General features: G+C 58.9%; 15 protein-coding genes. 13 read left to right on the top strand and 2 right to left on the bottom strand.

Annotated features, from left to right (window positions below; genetic code table 11):
* Positions 1–22: 22 nt before the first annotated feature.
* The 7 genes from ACR0AZ_RS02445 to mdoH all read left to right on the top strand — a co-directional run bounded on the left by ACR0AZ_RS02445 (position 23) and on the right by mdoH (position 9521).
* Complete coding sequence (locus ACR0AZ_RS02445; protein ID WP_480666688.1) at positions 23–487, top strand: DUF302 domain-containing protein; 465 nt, start codon at positions 23–25, stop codon at positions 485–487.
* A 79-nt stretch (positions 488–566) separates the two neighbouring features.
* On the top strand, positions 567–2186 hold the full coding sequence (locus tag ACR0AZ_RS02440) for a thiamine pyrophosphate-binding protein (RefSeq protein WP_480666687.1): 1620 nt from the start codon (positions 567–569) through the stop codon (positions 2184–2186).
* On the top strand, positions 2173–3357 hold the full coding sequence (locus ACR0AZ_RS02435) for a CaiB/BaiF CoA transferase family protein (protein WP_480469328.1): 1185 nt from the start codon (positions 2173–2175) through the stop codon (positions 3355–3357). Before ACR0AZ_RS02440 ends, ACR0AZ_RS02435 begins: the two co-directional genes overlap by 14 nt.
* Before the next feature lie 179 nt (positions 3358–3536).
* Positions 3537–4907, top strand: coding sequence for a tetratricopeptide repeat protein (locus ACR0AZ_RS02430; RefSeq protein ID WP_480469327.1), 1371 nt, complete (start codon positions 3537–3539; stop codon positions 4905–4907).
* 32 nt (positions 4908–4939) lie between these two features.
* Positions 4940–6157 (top strand): OpgC family protein, encoded by a 1218-nt coding sequence (locus ACR0AZ_RS02425; protein WP_480469326.1) that lies wholly within the window; start codon positions 4940–4942, stop codon positions 6155–6157.
* Entirely contained in the window at positions 6154–7653 is a 1500-nt protein-coding gene (locus tag ACR0AZ_RS02420; protein ID WP_480469325.1) for an OpgD/OpgG family glucan biosynthesis protein, read from the top strand. The genes ACR0AZ_RS02425 and ACR0AZ_RS02420 overlap by 4 nt, the downstream gene beginning before the upstream one ends.
* Positions 7650–9521 carry a glucans biosynthesis glucosyltransferase MdoH gene (gene mdoH, locus ACR0AZ_RS02415; RefSeq protein ID WP_480469324.1) on the top strand — a complete coding sequence of 624 codons (1872 nt, stop codon included), beginning with the start codon at positions 7650–7652 and terminating at the stop codon, positions 9519–9521. The genes ACR0AZ_RS02420 and mdoH overlap by 4 nt, the downstream gene beginning before the upstream one ends.
* Here mdoH and ACR0AZ_RS02410 read toward each other — a convergent pair whose 3' ends face one another.
* Positions 9522–10346, bottom strand: a complete 825-nt coding sequence (locus ACR0AZ_RS02410) for a CE1 family esterase (protein WP_480469323.1) — start codon at positions 10344–10346, stop codon at positions 9522–9524.
* Positions 10346–10816 (bottom strand): rhodanese-like domain-containing protein, encoded by a 471-nt coding sequence (locus ACR0AZ_RS02405; protein ID WP_480666686.1) that lies wholly within the window; start codon positions 10814–10816, stop codon positions 10346–10348. The genes ACR0AZ_RS02410 and ACR0AZ_RS02405 overlap by 1 nt, the downstream gene beginning before the upstream one ends.
* Before the next feature lie 219 nt (positions 10817–11035).
* On the opposite strand from ACR0AZ_RS02405, the gene ACR0AZ_RS02400 reads away from it, so the two are divergent.
* The 6 genes from ACR0AZ_RS02400 to ACR0AZ_RS02375 are packed head-to-tail and all read left to right on the top strand — an operon-like array spanning position 11036 to position 16960.
* Positions 11036–13906: a monovalent cation/H+ antiporter subunit A gene (locus ACR0AZ_RS02400; RefSeq protein ID WP_480666685.1), complete on the top strand. Its 2871-nt coding sequence runs from the start codon at positions 11036–11038 to the stop codon at positions 13904–13906.
* Entirely contained in the window at positions 13906–14265 is a 360-nt protein-coding gene (locus ACR0AZ_RS02395) for a Na+/H+ antiporter subunit C (RefSeq protein ID WP_480469320.1), read from the top strand. The genes ACR0AZ_RS02400 and ACR0AZ_RS02395 overlap by 1 nt, the downstream gene beginning before the upstream one ends.
* Complete coding sequence (locus ACR0AZ_RS02390; protein ID WP_480666684.1) at positions 14262–15803, top strand: monovalent cation/H+ antiporter subunit D; 1542 nt, start codon at positions 14262–14264, stop codon at positions 15801–15803. The genes ACR0AZ_RS02395 and ACR0AZ_RS02390 overlap by 4 nt, the downstream gene beginning before the upstream one ends.
* On the top strand, positions 15803–16300 hold the full coding sequence (locus ACR0AZ_RS02385) for a Na+/H+ antiporter subunit E (RefSeq protein WP_480471885.1): 498 nt from the start codon (positions 15803–15805) through the stop codon (positions 16298–16300). The genes ACR0AZ_RS02390 and ACR0AZ_RS02385 overlap by 1 nt, the downstream gene beginning before the upstream one ends.
* Positions 16297–16566 carry a K+/H+ antiporter subunit F gene (locus tag ACR0AZ_RS02380; protein ID WP_480469318.1) on the top strand — a complete coding sequence of 90 codons (270 nt, stop codon included), beginning with the start codon at positions 16297–16299 and terminating at the stop codon, positions 16564–16566. The genes ACR0AZ_RS02385 and ACR0AZ_RS02380 overlap by 4 nt, the downstream gene beginning before the upstream one ends.
* Positions 16567–16573: 7 nt before the next feature.
* Entirely contained in the window at positions 16574–16960 is a 387-nt protein-coding gene (locus ACR0AZ_RS02375; protein ID WP_480469317.1) for a Na+/H+ antiporter subunit G, read from the top strand.
* The last annotated feature ends 2 nt before the right edge of the window (positions 16961–16962 follow it).

Raw genomic sequence — 16962 nt, 5'->3', positions numbered from 1 at the left:
ATCACCGAAGGAGGGTCGGCACATGAAGGCATTCTGGATCGCATTTGCTCTGCTGGCCTCGCCAGCCTGGGCAGACAGTACCGAACCGCTCTCTGGCTGGGCGGTCTACCCCAGCGACAAAAGCTACGAGCAACTGGTCGAAGACACCAAAGCCGCCGTTAAGGAAAACGGGCTGATCGTGGTCACGCAGGCCGGTCCGACCAAAGCCGCAGCCGCGCGTGGCATCACCATTCCCGGCAATCGGGTGATCGGTGCATTCAACAACGATTACGCGGTGCGGGTGCTTGAGACTTCGACCAACGCGATGATCGAAGCCCCCATTCGCTTCTATGTGACAGAAAACGAGGACGGGACTGCGACCTTGTCCTACAAAACACCCGGTTTCGTTTTTGCCCCCTATGTCTACGAGGGCGGCGAAACATTGCGCGAAATTGCTGCGGAGCTGGATACGAAGTTTCAGGCGGTTGCTGAAAGCGCCGTCAAATAGTCACAGTGGCGTTAACCTGCTTGCGTCTGGGTGAGTCCTCCGCAATCTGCAGCATAACACGATGATCGGAGCTTGATTGATGCAGGACCTGTCCCCCCGCGCCGCGGATCTATTGGCACAACGCCTCTATGAGGCCGGATGCCGCCACGCTTTCGGCATGCCCGGCGGCGAGGTGCTGACACTGGTCGATGCGCTGGAACAGGCAGGGATCACCTTTCACCTAGCCAAACACGAAAATTCCGCCGGTTTCATGGCCGAGGCCGTGCACCACCGCGATGGCGCGCCTGCGATCCTGGTGGCGACATTGGGTCCTGGAGCGATGAACGGGATCAACGTGGTCGCGAACGCCTTGCAGGACCGGGTACCGATGATCGTATTGACCGGCTGCGTCGATGCGGACGAGGCGCTGACCTATACGCATCAAGTGATGGATCACGCGCAGGTCTATCGCTCGATCACCAAAGGCACCTTCATGCTGACCGCCCAAGGAGCTGACATCATCGCTGACAAAGCCGTTTCGCTGGCCAATCAACCACGCCCCGGCCCGGTGCATATCGACGTTCCGATCTCGGTGGCCGATATCCGCGTGTCGAACGTGAAACGCCGTCGTCTCGTCAAGGTCGCCCCCGTCGCCCCCGAGGGTGAATGTCTGGAAAAGGCCCGCCGCTGGGTGGCACAGGCCGAACGGCCCCTCGCGATTATCGGTCTGGATGTTCTCTATGACGACTCGCGTTGCGTCGTGCGGGCGTTTCTGGAGCATTTCGGCATTCCGTTCGTCACCACCTACAAGGCCAAGGGGGTGGTACCCGAAGATCATGCTTTGTGTCTGGGCGGCGCGGGTTTGTCCCCGTTAGCCGACAAGCATCTGGTCCCGCTGGTTGAACAGGCCGATCTGATATTGTGTCTGGGCTATGACCCAATCGAAATGCGCCCCGGCTGGCGCGAGATTTGGGACCCCGAGGACAAGCGGGTTATCGATATCTCGGCGGTGGTGAATGACCACTATATGCATCAGGCCGGATTGCATCTCGTGGCGGACACGGGCGCAACGCTTGAGGCCATCGCCAAGGGCAACCCTGCCCGCAAGACGTGGCCGAATGGAGAGCCAGAACAGGTCAAAGCTGCGTTGGCACAGGCTTTTCCCTCGGATGAAGATTGGGGGCCAGCGGCCATCATTGCTGAAACGCGTGCCGCGCTGCCGCCCGAGACGCTGGCCACTGCAGACAGTGGCGCGCACCGTATTCTGCTCAGCCAGATGTGGGAATGCGCGGAAGAACGTGGCCTGATCCAGTCTTCGGCGCTGTGCACTATGGGCTGCGCCGTACCGATGGCAATCGGTCTGAAACTGGCCGAGCCGGACCGTCCGGTGATCAGTTTCTCAGGCGATGCCGGGTTCCTCATGGTCGCCGGAGAGCTGTCGACCGCCGCCGAGATGGGCGGCAACCCGATCTTTCTGGTCTTTGTCGATGCAAGCCTCGCTCTGATCGAGTTGAAGCAACGTCAAAGGCAGATGGGCAATCGTGGTGTTGATTTCGACCGTCACGACTTTGCCGCCATGGGCCGGGCCTTTGGTGGGTACGGCCATACCGTGCGCAACCGTTCCGAGTTGCGTTCCGCGCTGGAGGATGCTGTAAAAGCGGACAAATTTACCGTGATTGCAGCAGAGATCGAGCGTGGAGGATATGATGGCCGCATCTGAGGGACCGCTGAAGGGCGTCAAGGTTCTGGATCTGTCACGCATTCTTGCCGGACCGACCTGCACGCAGTTGCTGGGCGATCTGGGTGCAACAGTCATCAAGATCGAAAACCCTGCCACCGGCGGTGATGACACACGGCAGTGGGGCCCTCCCTATGTCGAAGATGCCAAGGGCAACCGATCCGACCTGAGCGCCTATTTCATGTCTTCCAATCGCAATAAGAAATCTGTTGCACTGGACATTGCCAGCCCCGAAGGTCAGGCGGAAATCCGGCGCTTGGCAGCGCATGCGGACATCCTGATCGAGAACTTCAAACCAGGCGGTTTGGCGAAATACGGCCTGGATTATGCCACCCTGTCGCAAGAGTTTCCCAACCTCGTCTATTGCTCGATCTCAGGATATGGGCAGACCGGCCCGAATGCATCGAAGCCCGGCTATGACCTGATGGCGCAAGGCTATGGTGGGATCATGTCGCTGACGGGTGATCCTGAAGGTGCCCCGATGAAAGTTGGCGTGGGTATCGCCGATGTCATGTGCGGAATGTATGCCTGTGTGGGTATCCTCGCCGCTCTGCGCCATCGCGACCTGACCGGTGAAGGTCAGCAGATCGATCTGGCGCTTGTAGATGCTCAGATCGCGTGGTTGATCAATGAGGGCGTGAACTATCTGACCTCGGGTGACGTGCCCCAGCGGCGCGGCAACGGGCATCCGAATATCGTGCCATATGAGGTCTATCAGACCGCCGATGGACACGTGATTCTGGCGGTCGGAAATGACAGTCAGTTCAGAAGATTTTGCAGTTTCATCGAAAAGACCGACCTTGCCGACGATCCCCGCTTTGCCACCAACCCCGCACGTCTGGAACACCGCGACGCCCTGAATGCCGTCCTGCGCCCTGCCATGCGGGGGCTGGAGACCAATACCGTCATTGCCGGGCTTGAGGCGTTGAAAGTTCCGGTTGGGCCGGTGCAGACATTGGATCAGGTCTTTGACACTGAACAGGTCGCCGCGCGCCGAATGCAGATTTCGATGCAGGCCGACCCCGGAGAAGTCAAACTGATCGGGAATCCGCTCAACCTGTCGCGCACGCCTGTAACATATCGCAGTGCGCCGCCGGTATGCGGGGCCGATACAGATGCGGTTCTGAGCGCCAAAAACCCCTTTGAAGATTGAAACACTGTGCCTAATTCGGCGGCAAGTTGCTGAAACATGCCGTTGAATCGGCGGTTTTTTTCGCGTTTTACACACACGGGTTTTCACCAATTCGAGAGCATGGTCGATACTGTTACGACCCGCTTGCACACTCTGCTAAGTCGTAAAGTGTACAAATCGAAACCAGATTGGACCCGAGTATGAAACAAGACGTTTTTGGACAGATGAACACCCTGAGCCAGCCCGCCAGTGTCGAGGCATGGAATGGTGTTCTGCTCGGGTTCATGGCGCATGCGGCTGTCACCCCCCAGCACTTGGGCAAAGTGCTGGAACTTGAGCCGGATTTTGCGCTGGGTCATGCGGTCAAGGGTCTGTTTATGGTTCTGCTGGGTCGGCGCGAGATGATCGCCGTTGCAGCCGAAGCGCTGAACGCGGCCAATGCGGCGATGGAACGTCAGCCAGTCTCAGCCCGCGAACGGCTCTATGTTGAAGCCTTGGCGCTATACATGGCCGACCTGCCCTCGCAGGCAGTACAAAAGTTCGAAGAGATTCTGCGGGCGCACCCCACGGATACTCTGGCTATGAAACTCAGCCACGCGACCCGTTTTGTTCTGGGCGATGCGAAAGGCATGCGCCGGTCGATCGAGCGCATCATGCCAGCTTACGAACCTGATCATGCAGGCCGTGGTTATCTGCTGGGATGCCATTCTTTTGCGCTTGAGGAAACCGGCGCTTATGAAAAGGCCGAGATCGCTGGCCGTCAGGCTCTGTGGATGGTGTCAGATGATGCCTGGGGTCTGCACGCCGTGGCGCATGTTCATGAAATGACAGGCAACGCACAGCTGGGGCTCGACTGGCTTGCGGGGCGCGAGGATGCCTGGGCGCATTGCAACAACTTCCGCTACCACGTCTGGTGGCACAAGGCGCTGATGCATCTGGATTTGGGTCAGGTCGATCAGGTGATGGAACTTTACGATCACCATATTCGCCAGGACAAAACGGACGATTACCGTGATATCTCGAACGCAACCTCGCTGCTTTCACGGATGGAGCTTGAGGGCATTGATGTCGGCAACCGTTGGGAAGAACTGGCCGACCTCAGCGCCGCCCGTACCGAAGACGGGTGCCTGATCTTCGCCGATCTGCACTACTTGCTGGCGCTGACCGGGGACAATCGTTCGGATGCGACTGGCAAGATGTTGCAGCGTATCCAGAAGGACGCCCAGCGCAATCAGGGTGACACTCCGATCCGCATGTCCGATCCGGGCATCGCTGCCGCCAAGGGGCTTGAGGCCTTCGGCGACGGTTTGTACGGTCAAGCCTTTGATTTCTTGTCGAATGCCCGCGCCGGGATGCAACTGGCGGGTGGCAGCCACGCCCAACGTGATGTATTCGAGCGCATCACAATTGATTCCGGCCTGCGCGCGGGCCGTCTGGATGAGGTCGAGCACATCCTGGACGATCGCCGCGCCAAGCGCGCCGGGGGAGAGGACAACTATGCACTCGCCCGCCGTGCACTGATCGAGGCCGCACGCGACAGCGACGACGCACAAAGCGTCCCAGCCGAATAACAACAAGAAAAGACCAAGAAGGACAGAACTGTATGGCGACTGCTTCGCCCGCTTCTGATTTTGCTCCGGTGGCGTCTCAGACCGCTGCCCCTGCCCGCACGCGCGATCCGCGACTGGATTTCTATCGTGGTATCGCGATGTTCATCATCCTGATTGCCCACATTCCCAACGACCCGTGGGCCAAGTGGATCCCCGCCCGGTTCGGGTTCTCGGACGCAACCGAGATCTTTGTTTTTTGCTCGGGCATGGCCTCGGCCATTGCCTTTGGCGGGGCATTCATGCGCAAGGGCTGGTGGATGGGCACCGCCCGCGTGACCTTCCGCATCTGGCAGGTTTATTGGGCGCATATCTGCCTGTTCTTCTTCGTCGCAATGACGATGGCAGCCCTGAATCAGAGTGGGTTGTTCGAGAAGAACTATATCTCCTCTCTGAACCTGCAGCATTTCTTCAATGATCCTGCATCGCAGATGGTCGGGCTGTTTACCCTGACCTACGTGCCGAACTACTTCGACATTCTGCCGATGTATCTGGTGGTTCTGGCGATGATGCCCCTGTTCATGGGATTGCACCGGATCGGGTTCTGGGCGGTGGCTGTGGCCTCGGTCGCGATCTGGTTCATCGCGCAATTCGACTACCTCGACCTTCCAGCCGAGCCGTGGTCCGAGCGGCAATGGTTCTTCAACCCGTTCGGCTGGCAATTGCTGTTCTTCACCGGCTTTGCCTTCATGCGGGGCTGGATTCCCGCGCCGCCGGTGTCAAAAACCCTGATCTGGGCGGCGGCACTGTTCCTGATCTTCTCGATGCCGTTCGGCTCGTGGAAGGTGTTCACATGGATCAATGCAGCAGCACCTGATCTGGCTGACGAAATCCGCAAGGTCTGGCCTGTGACGAAGGAATTCCGTGACAAGACCGACTTTGGCCTGTTCCGTTATATGCACTTCCTGTCACTGGCCTATCTGGGCTGGGTTGTCGCCGGAGAACACGGCCACCGCCTGATCGCAACCGGCCAAGGTGCCGCCGCTAAGGTCTGGCAATTCCTGCTGATGGTCATCACCAAAGTGGGCCAGCAATCGCTCGCGGTTTTCGTATTTTCCATGGCGGCAGCACGGCTTATCGGCGTCGGACTGGACCTGAGTGGGCGGGATGTTGCCAGTGTCTTTGTCGCTAACATGATTGGCTTTGCCATGATCATCGGCGTGGCCTATCTGGCCGCGTGGTTTAAGTCTCATCCCTGGAAATCGAAGAAATGAATTTTACACGTCGCGCATTTCTTGCTTCATCAACGGCATTGGCTTTCGCCCCTGCCGCATACGCAACGGGCGGAGAGACCCCATTCAGCCGTGATGATGTCATCGCCATGGCCCGCGATCTGGCCAGCCGTGACTATGCCGAGCGTGAGATGGTTCCGCAGGAATGGCAGGACCTGACCTATCAGCAATACCGTTCGATCCGATTCCGGCTGGATCGCGCGCTGTGGTACCAGACCGAGACCCCCTTCAACGTCGATTTCTTCACCCCGGGCCTGTACTTCCCGCGCACCGTCAAGGTTTCAACTGTTGAAGACGGCATGACCAAGCCGGTCGCCTTCGATCTGGCGATGTTTGACAAATCCGAAGACGTGCCGCAGCTGCCCATCGACGACACGCTGGGCTTTTCGGGCCTGCGCCTGCGCACCGAAATGCACCGGCCCGGCAAGACCGACGAATTCTGCGTCTGGCAGGGTGCCAGCTATTTCCGCGCCATCGGCCTGCACGAGGTCTATGGCCTGTCCGCCCGTGGACTGGCGCTGAAAACCGGCGATCCGGATGGCGAGGAGTTCCCTGAATTCATCCGGTTCTGGCTTGAACGTCCAAAACCCGGCCAGCGCGACATGGTTGTGCACGCCCTGATGGACAGCCCCAGTGTCACCGGGGCCTATCGCTTCAATGTCACTGCCGGGGCCGATTGCGTCATGGAAGTCGAAGCGACGCTTTTCCCGCGCACCGAGCTGCCTCACGTGGGCATCGCGCCCGGCACCTCGATGTTCCTGTTCGATCAGACCAACCACAGCCGGTTTGACGACTTCCGCCCCGCCGTCCACGACAGCGACGGGTTGTTGATCCGTAACGGCGCCGGAGAAGTCCTGTGGCGACCGCTGGCCAACCCGACGCGCCTGCAAATCTCGTCCTTCGTGGATATGAACCCGCGCGGCTTTGGCCTGATGCAGCGTAAGCGCGAATTCTCGGATTACGCTGACCTTGAGGCCAATTATCACAAGCGCCCCGGCCTGTGGGTCGAGCCGAATGGCGATTGGGGCAAAGGTACTGTCACGCTGGTGGAAATCCCCGCGGATCAGGAGATTTATGACAACATCGTCGCCTATTGGCGTCCGATGGAGCCCTACGCGGCAGGCAGCCAGATCGACCTGTCCTATCGCCTGATCTGGGGTGAGGAACCCCAGCGCACGCCAATGCCGCGCGTGATCAATACTGCAATGGGTGACAATACATTTGGCGAGGGTCGCCTGGCCGTGATCGATTTCGAAGACAGCGAGCTGTTCGACGACCCCGAGGCCATCACCGTGTTCGTGGACTCGCCCCATGCCGAGACCTCAGACGGCGTTCTACAGCGAAACCCGGACACTGGCGGTCTGCGGCTGGCGTTTTCGTTCGAACCAGGCGAACGCAACCACGTCGAACTGCGCGCGCAATTGCTGAAAGACAAACAGCCGGCCTCCGAGGTCTGGCTCTACCGTTGGACCACATGAGTCGCGATCTTCATATCATGCCGCCTGAGGCTCCTCTGGCGATGCCTGCGCAGAACTTTGCGCGGGGCTTCCGTGATGCGCAGGTGCCTGCGGGAGGGCAGAAACCCTCTGCCGGGTTCTGGCGTGCGCTCGCATTTTCGCCGGCCATGGCGGCGACGCTGGGTTTGCTCTGGGTCATGTCCGATTGGTTCAGCGCCGAGGGGATCAATCTGGTCGAAGCAATCCTGCTGACCCTGATCTCGTTCAACTTCTTCTGGATCTCTTTCACCGTCTGCACTGTGCTGCTGGGCATGGTCTCGCTGTCCCGGCAAGAGCAGCCAAAGCGTGAGGGCCGCCCCCAACCACTGCGCGTGGCGCTTTTGACGCCCGTCTATAACGAGGTGCCGTGGAACGTGCTGGGCAACGCTCGTACGATGCTGGAAGACCTGCAAAAGCGTGGCGGTCAGCACCACTATGCCATGTTCATCCTGTCCGACACGCGCGATCCCGAGATTGCGGCGCAGGAGCAGGCCAGTGTCGAGGCGCTGCGGACCACGCTTGCACCGGGGTTGGAGCTCTATTACCGCCGCCGCCCCCAGAATACGGATAGGAAGGTCGGCAATATCGCAGATTGGGTCAGCCGCTGGGGTGCGGACTGGGATGCGATGCTGGTGCTGGACGCTGACAGCCTGATGACTGGTCGCGCAATTGCCCGCTTGACCGATGCGCTGGCGCGTGATCCGGGCGCAGGTTTGATCCAGAGCTATCCGCAACTGATCGGCGCGCAATCGGTCTTTGCCCGGATGCAGCAGTTTGCTAACGGCGTCTATGGCATTGCATTCGCCGAAGGGCTTGCACGCTGGTGCGGGCAAGAGGGCAATTATTGGGGGCACAACGCCATCATTCGCACCTGTGCGTTTGCCTCAAGCGCGGGTCTGCCAAAGCTGCGGTCGTTCAATGGCCAGGACAAGCTGATCATGAGCCACGATTTCGTCGAGGCCGGTCTGCTGCGTCGTGCCGGTTGGGCCGTGCGCTTTCTGCCACGCATTCGCGGTTCATATGAAGAAACTCCGCCCACCCTCATCGACCACGCCATGCGGGATCGTCGCTGGTGTCAGGGTAACCTGCAGCACCTGAAGCTATTGGGCTCGACCGGGTTCCGTGCGGTGTCACGGTTCCATATGTTCCACGGTGCGGTCGGTTATCTGATGTCCCCGCTCTGGTTTGCTCTGCTGGTGATGTGGGCGCTGATCGGTCAGGGAAAAGAAGCCTCGGTCCTGCACTACTTCAGCCCGGACAATCCACTGTTCCCGCAATGGCCCGAGATGTCCGAGACGCGACACGTACTTATCATTCTGGTGATGTACGCCATGCTGCTGGCCCCCAAGGTGCTGGGCGTGGCTGCCCTGCCCCTCAGCGGTGTGCGCTATTCGGATTTCGGCGGCACGCGGAAGTTCTTCACCTCGTTCCTGTCCGAAGTCGTCCTGTCCATCCTCTATGCTCCGATCTTGATGGTGCAGCAGATGATCGCAGTGTTCCGCACCGCCTTAGGCATTCAAAAGGGCTGGTCCCCGCAGGCACGCGACGGCGGCAGCTACGGGCTGCGCACGCTGGTGCTGTGCCACACGCTGGAAACTGTCAGCGGCATTGCGCTGAGCGTGGGTATCCTCGCCGGTCTGGTCTCGGTTTGGCTGGCCCCCATAGCGATCAGCCTGGCGTTGGCGATCCCGCTATCAGCGCTTAGCGGCGTATCGGCAGGCGCTGCGCGCCGCATGGTCGGGATGCGTGAAGACGTCAGTGAGCCTGCCATCACACGCTCGGCACGGCGCTATCGCGATGAGTTGAAGCGCTTGATCGAGGGTAAAGGCATCGTCACCCCGGCGGAATAATTAGCTGCCGGGCAATCCTTCGTACCAATCCACCATCATGTCAGCCCAACCCTTGGGCACCGCATGCCCGCCGGGAAACAGCGCGATTTCCAGCGCGCTGCCTTCGGCGCATCCCATCCAGTTCCGACGCATGAACTGGCCCGTGGTCGAAAACCCACTGGGCTTAGTGTCGACACAGCCATTGGCAATGCGCCAGATTTCCAGCCCGGCGAAGATGTCGCCTTGATGAAAGCGGCCACCACCCAGAAGGCGACCTTCCAATGGAACCACATTGTCCGTCCAGCCATGGGTGTGGAACATCCGAACGGGCCCTTCGCAGGCTTCAGGATGCGGACGCCAGAAGCCGCCTGAAACAGGCACATAGGCCGAAAAGGTCTCGGGTGCTTCGCAGGCAAGATAGTTCACCATAAAGGCACCGGCCGAAAATCCGCCCAGAACCACACGATCACTGTCGATGCCAAATCGTTCGGCTGCATCCTCGACCGCTTCGCTGAGAAACGCGGTCTCATCACGATCGCCGAAACCCGGATAGAAGTTCCAGCTTTTGGTGCCACCGCGGTCAGGCCGCTCCAGACCTTCGGGTGCCATCACCGCATAACCGCGGTCGAGCAACGGATCGACCATGCCACGGTTTTTCATGGTACCTGCACCACTGCCGCCATATCCATGCAGGAACACCAGCAGTGGCGGGTTTTCAGCCGCAGGCAGTTCAATGTGATACACGCCCGAGGCGGTTTCACATGTTCCCTCGACCAGACCGCATGCCGCGAAAGCAGATTGCCCAGCTACCGCCAAACAGAGAGACATCCAGTACTGCGTTTTCATCACGCCCCCTCAGAGAAAGCTTCAACCGGCAATCCGACGCGCACCCAACCCGGCCCGGCGGCAGAGCCAAGCATCCCCTCGGGCACATCAATGACATTGGTAAATCCCGCCTCGGTCAGCCGATTGCTCAGCCGCGCGGATCGGACACCACGAGCGCAGATCAAAGCAACAGGAGCCGAGACGTCGCCACCCGTCAGTTCCATCAACGCCGATACAAAATCTTCACGACGCATATCGAGTGGCCGCGCGCCTTCCCCAATACCCGTTGATCGCCATTCGCGTGGGGTGCGAATATCGACCAGCAGCACTTCACCTGACACAGCTTTCTGATGGGCCTGCGCCACTTGCAACTGCCCGCCCACGTAATCCTGCGGGATCAGGAGGTATTCACGTATCACGAATCCCGAGGCGATCGCAGCGCTTCCGCCCAGCAAAACCCACCTTCGGGTTCGGTTCTTCACGTCTGCCATGCAGCATCCTCCTGAACTTTCTGCCTGTTTCTATCATACCGAAAATGGCGACGCTCTCGGCAAATCGGGCTACCAGATCAAGTTCACGTCATTGTTAAGCACGCAATTCAAATCCAGAATGTATCTTTAGAGCCTTTCGAAACCTTGCATTTTCCATGCAGCCAATAAATTATCCTTAGCAATTCAGTCATATCGACCGCCAAGACCGGAGTATCGCACTTGTCCCTATTCCTCATCGCGGCCCTTCCCTTCATCGGAGCTGTATTCCCAGCCCTCCTGATCCGGGCGGGACGAAATGCAGCTGCTTCAGCCGCAGGGTTGACCACTTTCCTTGCCCTGATGGGGCTGCTCATCCACATTCCGTCCGTGATGCGCGGCGAGGTTGTTACCGCAAGGTTCGACTGGATGCCGGGTTTGGGTCTGAATGCAAACTTCATGCTGGATGGGCTGGGCTTTCTTTTTGCGCTTCTTATCCTCGGCATTGGCCTGCTGATCATCCTCTACGCCCGGTTCTACCTGTCACGTGAAGACCCGATGGGGCAGTTCTATACCTATCTGTTGCTGTTTCAGGGCGCGATGGTCGGGATCGTTCTGTCGGACAACATCCTTCTTCTGCTTATTTTCTGGGAACTTACATCACTCAGCTCATTCTTGCTGATCGGCTATTGGAAACACCTACCCGAGGGGCGGCAGGGTGCGCGTATGGCGCTGGCCGTGACCGGCTCGGGTGGTCTGGCAATGATCGCTGGGATGCTGATACTGGGCAATATCGTGGGATCTTATGACCTGAGCGTGATCCTTCAGAACAAGGAACTGATCCAAAGCTCGCCTTATTATATGCCTGCGCTGATCCTGATCCTGCTGGGCTGTTTCACCAAGTCGGCTCAATTCCCGTTCCACTTCTGGCTGCCGCACGCGATGGCCGCACCAACGCCCGTATCAGCCTATCTGCACTCGGCCACGATGGTGAAGGCTGGCCTGTTCCTGATGGCGCGGATGTGGCCCGTTCTCGCGGGCACCGATGCGTGGTTCTATATCGTTGCCACCACCGGTCTGATCACCATGCTGCTGGGTGCGGTGATTGCTCTGTTCAAGGATGACCTCAAAGCGCTGCTGGCGTTTTCAACGGTATCTCATCTTGGGCTGGTGACTATGCTCTTGGGCTTTGGCACCAAGTTCGCCGCCGTCGCTGCCATCTTCCACATTATCAACCATGCAACGTTCAAAGCAGCCCTCTTTATGACCGCCGGGATCGTCGATCACGAGACCGGAACGCGTGATGTCAAACGGCTGGGCGGTTTGCGACACCTGATGCCGATCACTTTCACGATTGGCACCATCGCAGCCCTATCGATGGCTGGCTTGCCTCCGCTGAACGGATTCCTGTCGAAAGAGATGATGCTGGAAGAGACAGTCCACACCACCTGGCTGAACTCGCATTATCTGGTGCCTGGTCTGGCGTTGCTGGCTGCGCTGTTCTCGGCGGCCTACTCTTTACGCTTCGTCAGCCATGTGTTCCTGGGTCCCGAACGGGACGACTATCCCGCGCATCCTCATGACCCGCCCGTGGGCCTTTGGCTGGCCCCGGCGTTCCTTGTGGTGTTGGTTGTTCTGATTGGTCTCTATTCGGCGGCAATCGTCGGATCTTTGGTGGCGGTTGTGTCCAGCGCGGTGATCGGGGGCGAGAAGCTGCCCTATTACTCGCTGAAACTCTGGCACGGGTTTACGCCTGCGCTTTATATGTCCGTAGTGGCAACGCTGGGCGGTCTGTTCCTGCTGTCACTGCATAAACGCGGCGACCAGCTCTGGAACGCTCTGCCTCGCCCTGAAGCTAAAGTGATCTTTGAGGCGATCATCGAAGCGTTCACGCGTCTTAGTCGCTGGATCACCGATGAGCTGCATAACGGTGTCCTCAGCCGTTATGCGATCATCTTCGTCGCCTTCACCGTCGGGCTTGGCTACTACGCGTACACAACGGGGACCATCGGTGTTGAAACTCGGATGCCTGTTCCGGCGCAGATTATCCCGATCATCGGCTGGATCTGTCTGGTGGGCGCGACACTGGCAATCATGTGGTTCCATCGCAATCGCTTGCTCTCACTGGTACTGATCGGCGTTGTTGGCCTGATCGTATCGATGGCGTTCAACTACCTCTCAGCCCCGGACCTCGCCCTGACCCAGATCTCGGTCGAGGTGGTGACTATGATCCTGCTGCTGTTGTCACTGAACTTCCTGCCCACCGAGACACCATGGGACAGCAGCGCCGCGCGGCGTTGGCGCGATGCAGCAATCTCGGTGATTGCGGGGATCGGCACGGGTGCATTGATCTATGCGTTGATGATGCGGGATTTTGCTTTCCCGACAATCTCGGAATTCCATCTGGCGAATTCCTACAAAGGCGGTGGCGGCACCAACGTCGTGAACGTCATCCTCGTCGACTTCCGGGGCTTTGATACCTTTGGCGAGATTATCGTTCTGGGTATTGCCGCGCTGATCATCTATGCCCTGACCGAGGCGGTCTTGAGCACAAACGTGCGTGGTTATCTTCTGAACCGCAAACCGCACTGGCCGCAATCAGGAGATTCGCATCCTCTGATGATGGTGGTCGTCACTCGCGTTATGATGCCCATCGCATTGATGGTCGGCGCTTACATCTTCTTCCGCGGCCACAATCAGCCCGGAGGCGGCTTTATTGCGGGCCTGATCGTCGCCATCGCCTTCCTGATGCAATACATGGCGAGCGGCTATACCTGGGCGATTGAGCGGCAAAGGTTCTACTACCACGGCACCATCGGCTGGGGTGTCCTGATCGCTGCGGCCACAGGGCTGGGCGCCTGGTTCAACGAGCGTCCCTTCCTGACCAGCGACTTCGGCTATATCAACTGGCCACCGCTGGAAGAGTTCGAATGGGCCACTGCAATCCTGTTTGATACGGGCGTGTTCCTGGCAGTATTGGGTGCAGTGATGCTGGCGCTCGACAGTCTGTCGCGATTTGCCTGGCAGCCGGGTATGGCGCAAGAATTCCCGATGGATATCAACCCGCTGCGGGATCATCCTCAGGAAAAAGATAATGAGAAGGAGCAGGCCTGATGGAAGCGCTCGTAGCCTCTGCAGTCGGCGTCATGACCGCAGCCGGGATTTTCCTGATCCTGCGCCGCCGTACATTCCCTGTAATTTTGGGCCTGTCCCTGATCACCTATGCGGTAAACGTATTCCTATTTGCCACCGGGCGGCTTGCGTTGAACGCACCTGCCGTGCTGAACAAATACAAGGACGTCCCCTATACCGACCCGCTACCGCAGGCGCTGGTGCTGACAGCCATCGTGATCTCTTTCGGGATGACTGCGGTGATCGTGATGATCGCACTCAGCGCCTATCTGTCCTCGAAGGATGACCATATCGACATGAGCGCAAGCGACAGCGTGGACGCGACGGGAGAAGACGCATGAACCACTGGATCGTTGCGCCGATCGTCCTGCCCGCGATCCTGGCCCCATTCATCATCATGGTCCTGCGTTATCACCTGGACCTGCAACGCATCTTCTCGGTCGCGGGCGTGGTGGGTTTGCTGGGGATTGCGCTGACCATCACCGCTCAGGCCTCGGGTGGGGATATACAGGTTTATGAGCTGGGCAACTGGCCCGCACCGTTCGGCATCGTCATGGTGCTGGATAAACTGTCGGCCATGATGGTGCTGCTGACCGCCCTGCTGGCCCTGCCGATCGTCCTTTACGCCATAGGTTCTGGCTGGGATGAGCGGGGCAAGCACTTCCACGCGCTGTTCCATTTCCAGCTTATGGGTGTCTGCGGAGCATTCCTGACCGGCGACGCATTCAACCTATTCGTATTTTTCGAGGTGCTTCTGATCGCGTCCTACGGTCTGATGACGCATGCGGGCGGCTCAGTGCGGCTAAAAGCCGGGGTACAGTATGTTGCCTACAACCTGCTCGGCTCGACCCTGTTTCTGTTTGCGTTGGGCACGATCTATGCCGTAACCGGCACGCTTAACATGGCCGATCTGGCCGTGCGCGTGGCCGAGATTCCACCCGAAGACACCGCCTTGCTACGGGTCGGGGCGGTTCTGCTCTTGCTGGTGTTCTGCATCAAGGCCGCAGTCCTGCCACTGCATTTCTGGTTGCCTGCCAGCTATGCAAACGCACCGCTGCCCGTTGCGGCCCTGTTCGCGATCATGACCAAAGTGGGTGCCTATTCGATCCTGCGGGTCTATACCTTGGTCTTCGGCCCGGATGTTGCCGTAACCGACGGGCTGGTCGGCACGTGGTTGCAGCCCGCGGCACTGCTCACCTTGGCCGTTGGTGCCATCGGCATTCTGGGCTCGCAACATATCGCCCGCATGGTGGCTTTCTGTGCCATTGCCTCGATGGGCACATTGCTGATCGCTATCTCGCTGTTCAGCGAGGCCGCGACAGCAGCGGCACTTTATTACATCTTCCATTCCACGCTGGCGACGGCCCTGATGTTCCTGGTCGCGGATTTGGTGATGGAGCGCCGCGGCGGAGCCATCGCGCCCAAAGCACCTATGCCGCAAACCGGGCTGATCTCGGCCCTGTTCTTTGTTGGAGCTATTGCAATGGCGGGGATGCCCCCCTTGTCAGGCTTTATCGGCAAGCTGCTGGTTCTGGATGCCTCACGCGGGGCGCCGGATGCCAACGCGGTTTGGGCCGTGATCTTGATCGGATCCTTCGTCACCATCGTCGGACTGGCCCGGGCGGGCACAATGATCTTCTGGAAATGCTATGATGCGCAATATAGTGTTCCGCCTGATCCAACAGAGGAAAACATCAGCGCCTCAACCGCGCCCGAGCCCTATCCGGGCCTTGCCTTCACTTCGGTGTTCGGAGCGGTTCTGGGTCTCATCCTGCTGACGCTTTTTGCGGGTCCGGCATTGGAATACTCCAGCAACACTGCCGCGCAGCTTTTTACACCGGATGACTACATCTCGGCCGTGCTGGGAGGGGAAGAATGATGAAGCTTCTGCGCCGGATATTTCCGCACCCCCATCTGACCGCTTTGCTGACGCTCGTATGGGTCCTGTTGGCCAATAACGGGTCATTGAACTCATTGGTCTTTGGCCTGTTGTTGGGGATTATCATTCCCTTCATCACGCAACCCTACTGGCCGGATCGCCCCAAGCTGCGCAATTGGCCGATGATTACCGAGTACATGTTGGTGGTCCTTTGGGATATCGTGATGGCCAATATCGCGGTGGCCCGGATCATCCTGTTCAAACGCGACGCGGATCGCCAGCCCGCCTTTGTGAACGTTCCGCTGGAACTGCGGACGCCCGAGGCCATCACCGTGCTGGCGGGAACCATCACCATGACCCCCGGCACAGTCAGCTGCGATCTGTCCGCACAAGGGCACTGTCTGCTGGTCCATTGCCTTGACGCGCCCAACCCCGAGGAGGTGCGCGATCAGATAAAACAACGTTACGAGCGGCGCTTGAAGGAGATTTTCGAATGATCACCTATGCGATTTACTTTGCTTTCGCCTGTTTCGGCACCGCGATCATGATGTGTTTGTGGCGTATCATCACCGCCGACGGCGTCGGTACCCGCGTTCTGGCGCTGGATACCATGGTGATCAACACTATCGCTCTGCTGATCCTTTACGGTCTGAGTGTCGAAACCGAAATCTTCTTCGAATCCGCCATGATCATCGCCATGCTGGGCTTTGTCTCGACCGTGGCCTATGCGCGCTTCATGCTGCGCGGCAATATCATCGAGTGAGGGCAGTATGACATTTTTCTACGAACTGCTCATCACCTTCTTTCTGGTCATTTCGGGTATTTTCGGCTTTGTCGGCTCCTTCGGCATGATCAAGCTGAAAGACCCCATGTCCCGTCTGCACGCCCCCACCAAGGCAACGACGTTGGGTGTCGGCGGCGTCCTGCTGGCCTCGATCGCGCATTCGGTTCTGCTTGAGGGCAAGCTGTCCATGCACGAGCTTCTGATCACGCTGTTCTTGTTCCTGACTGCTCCGATCACGGCGCTGTTCATTGCCAAATGGCACATTCATCGTCATGAAAAGCCCAGCGATCTGCCGGACGCGGGCGAGGATGAGCTTTGGGCCACCCACGCGGTCGAACAGGTCGAGGACGTCCCTGACCACAGCACGAACTGAGA

Source organism: Ruegeria sp. BE3 (assembly GCF_056538865.1).
Note: the sequence above shows the minus strand (reverse complement) of the source record. Positions and strands in the feature narration are given on the sequence as shown.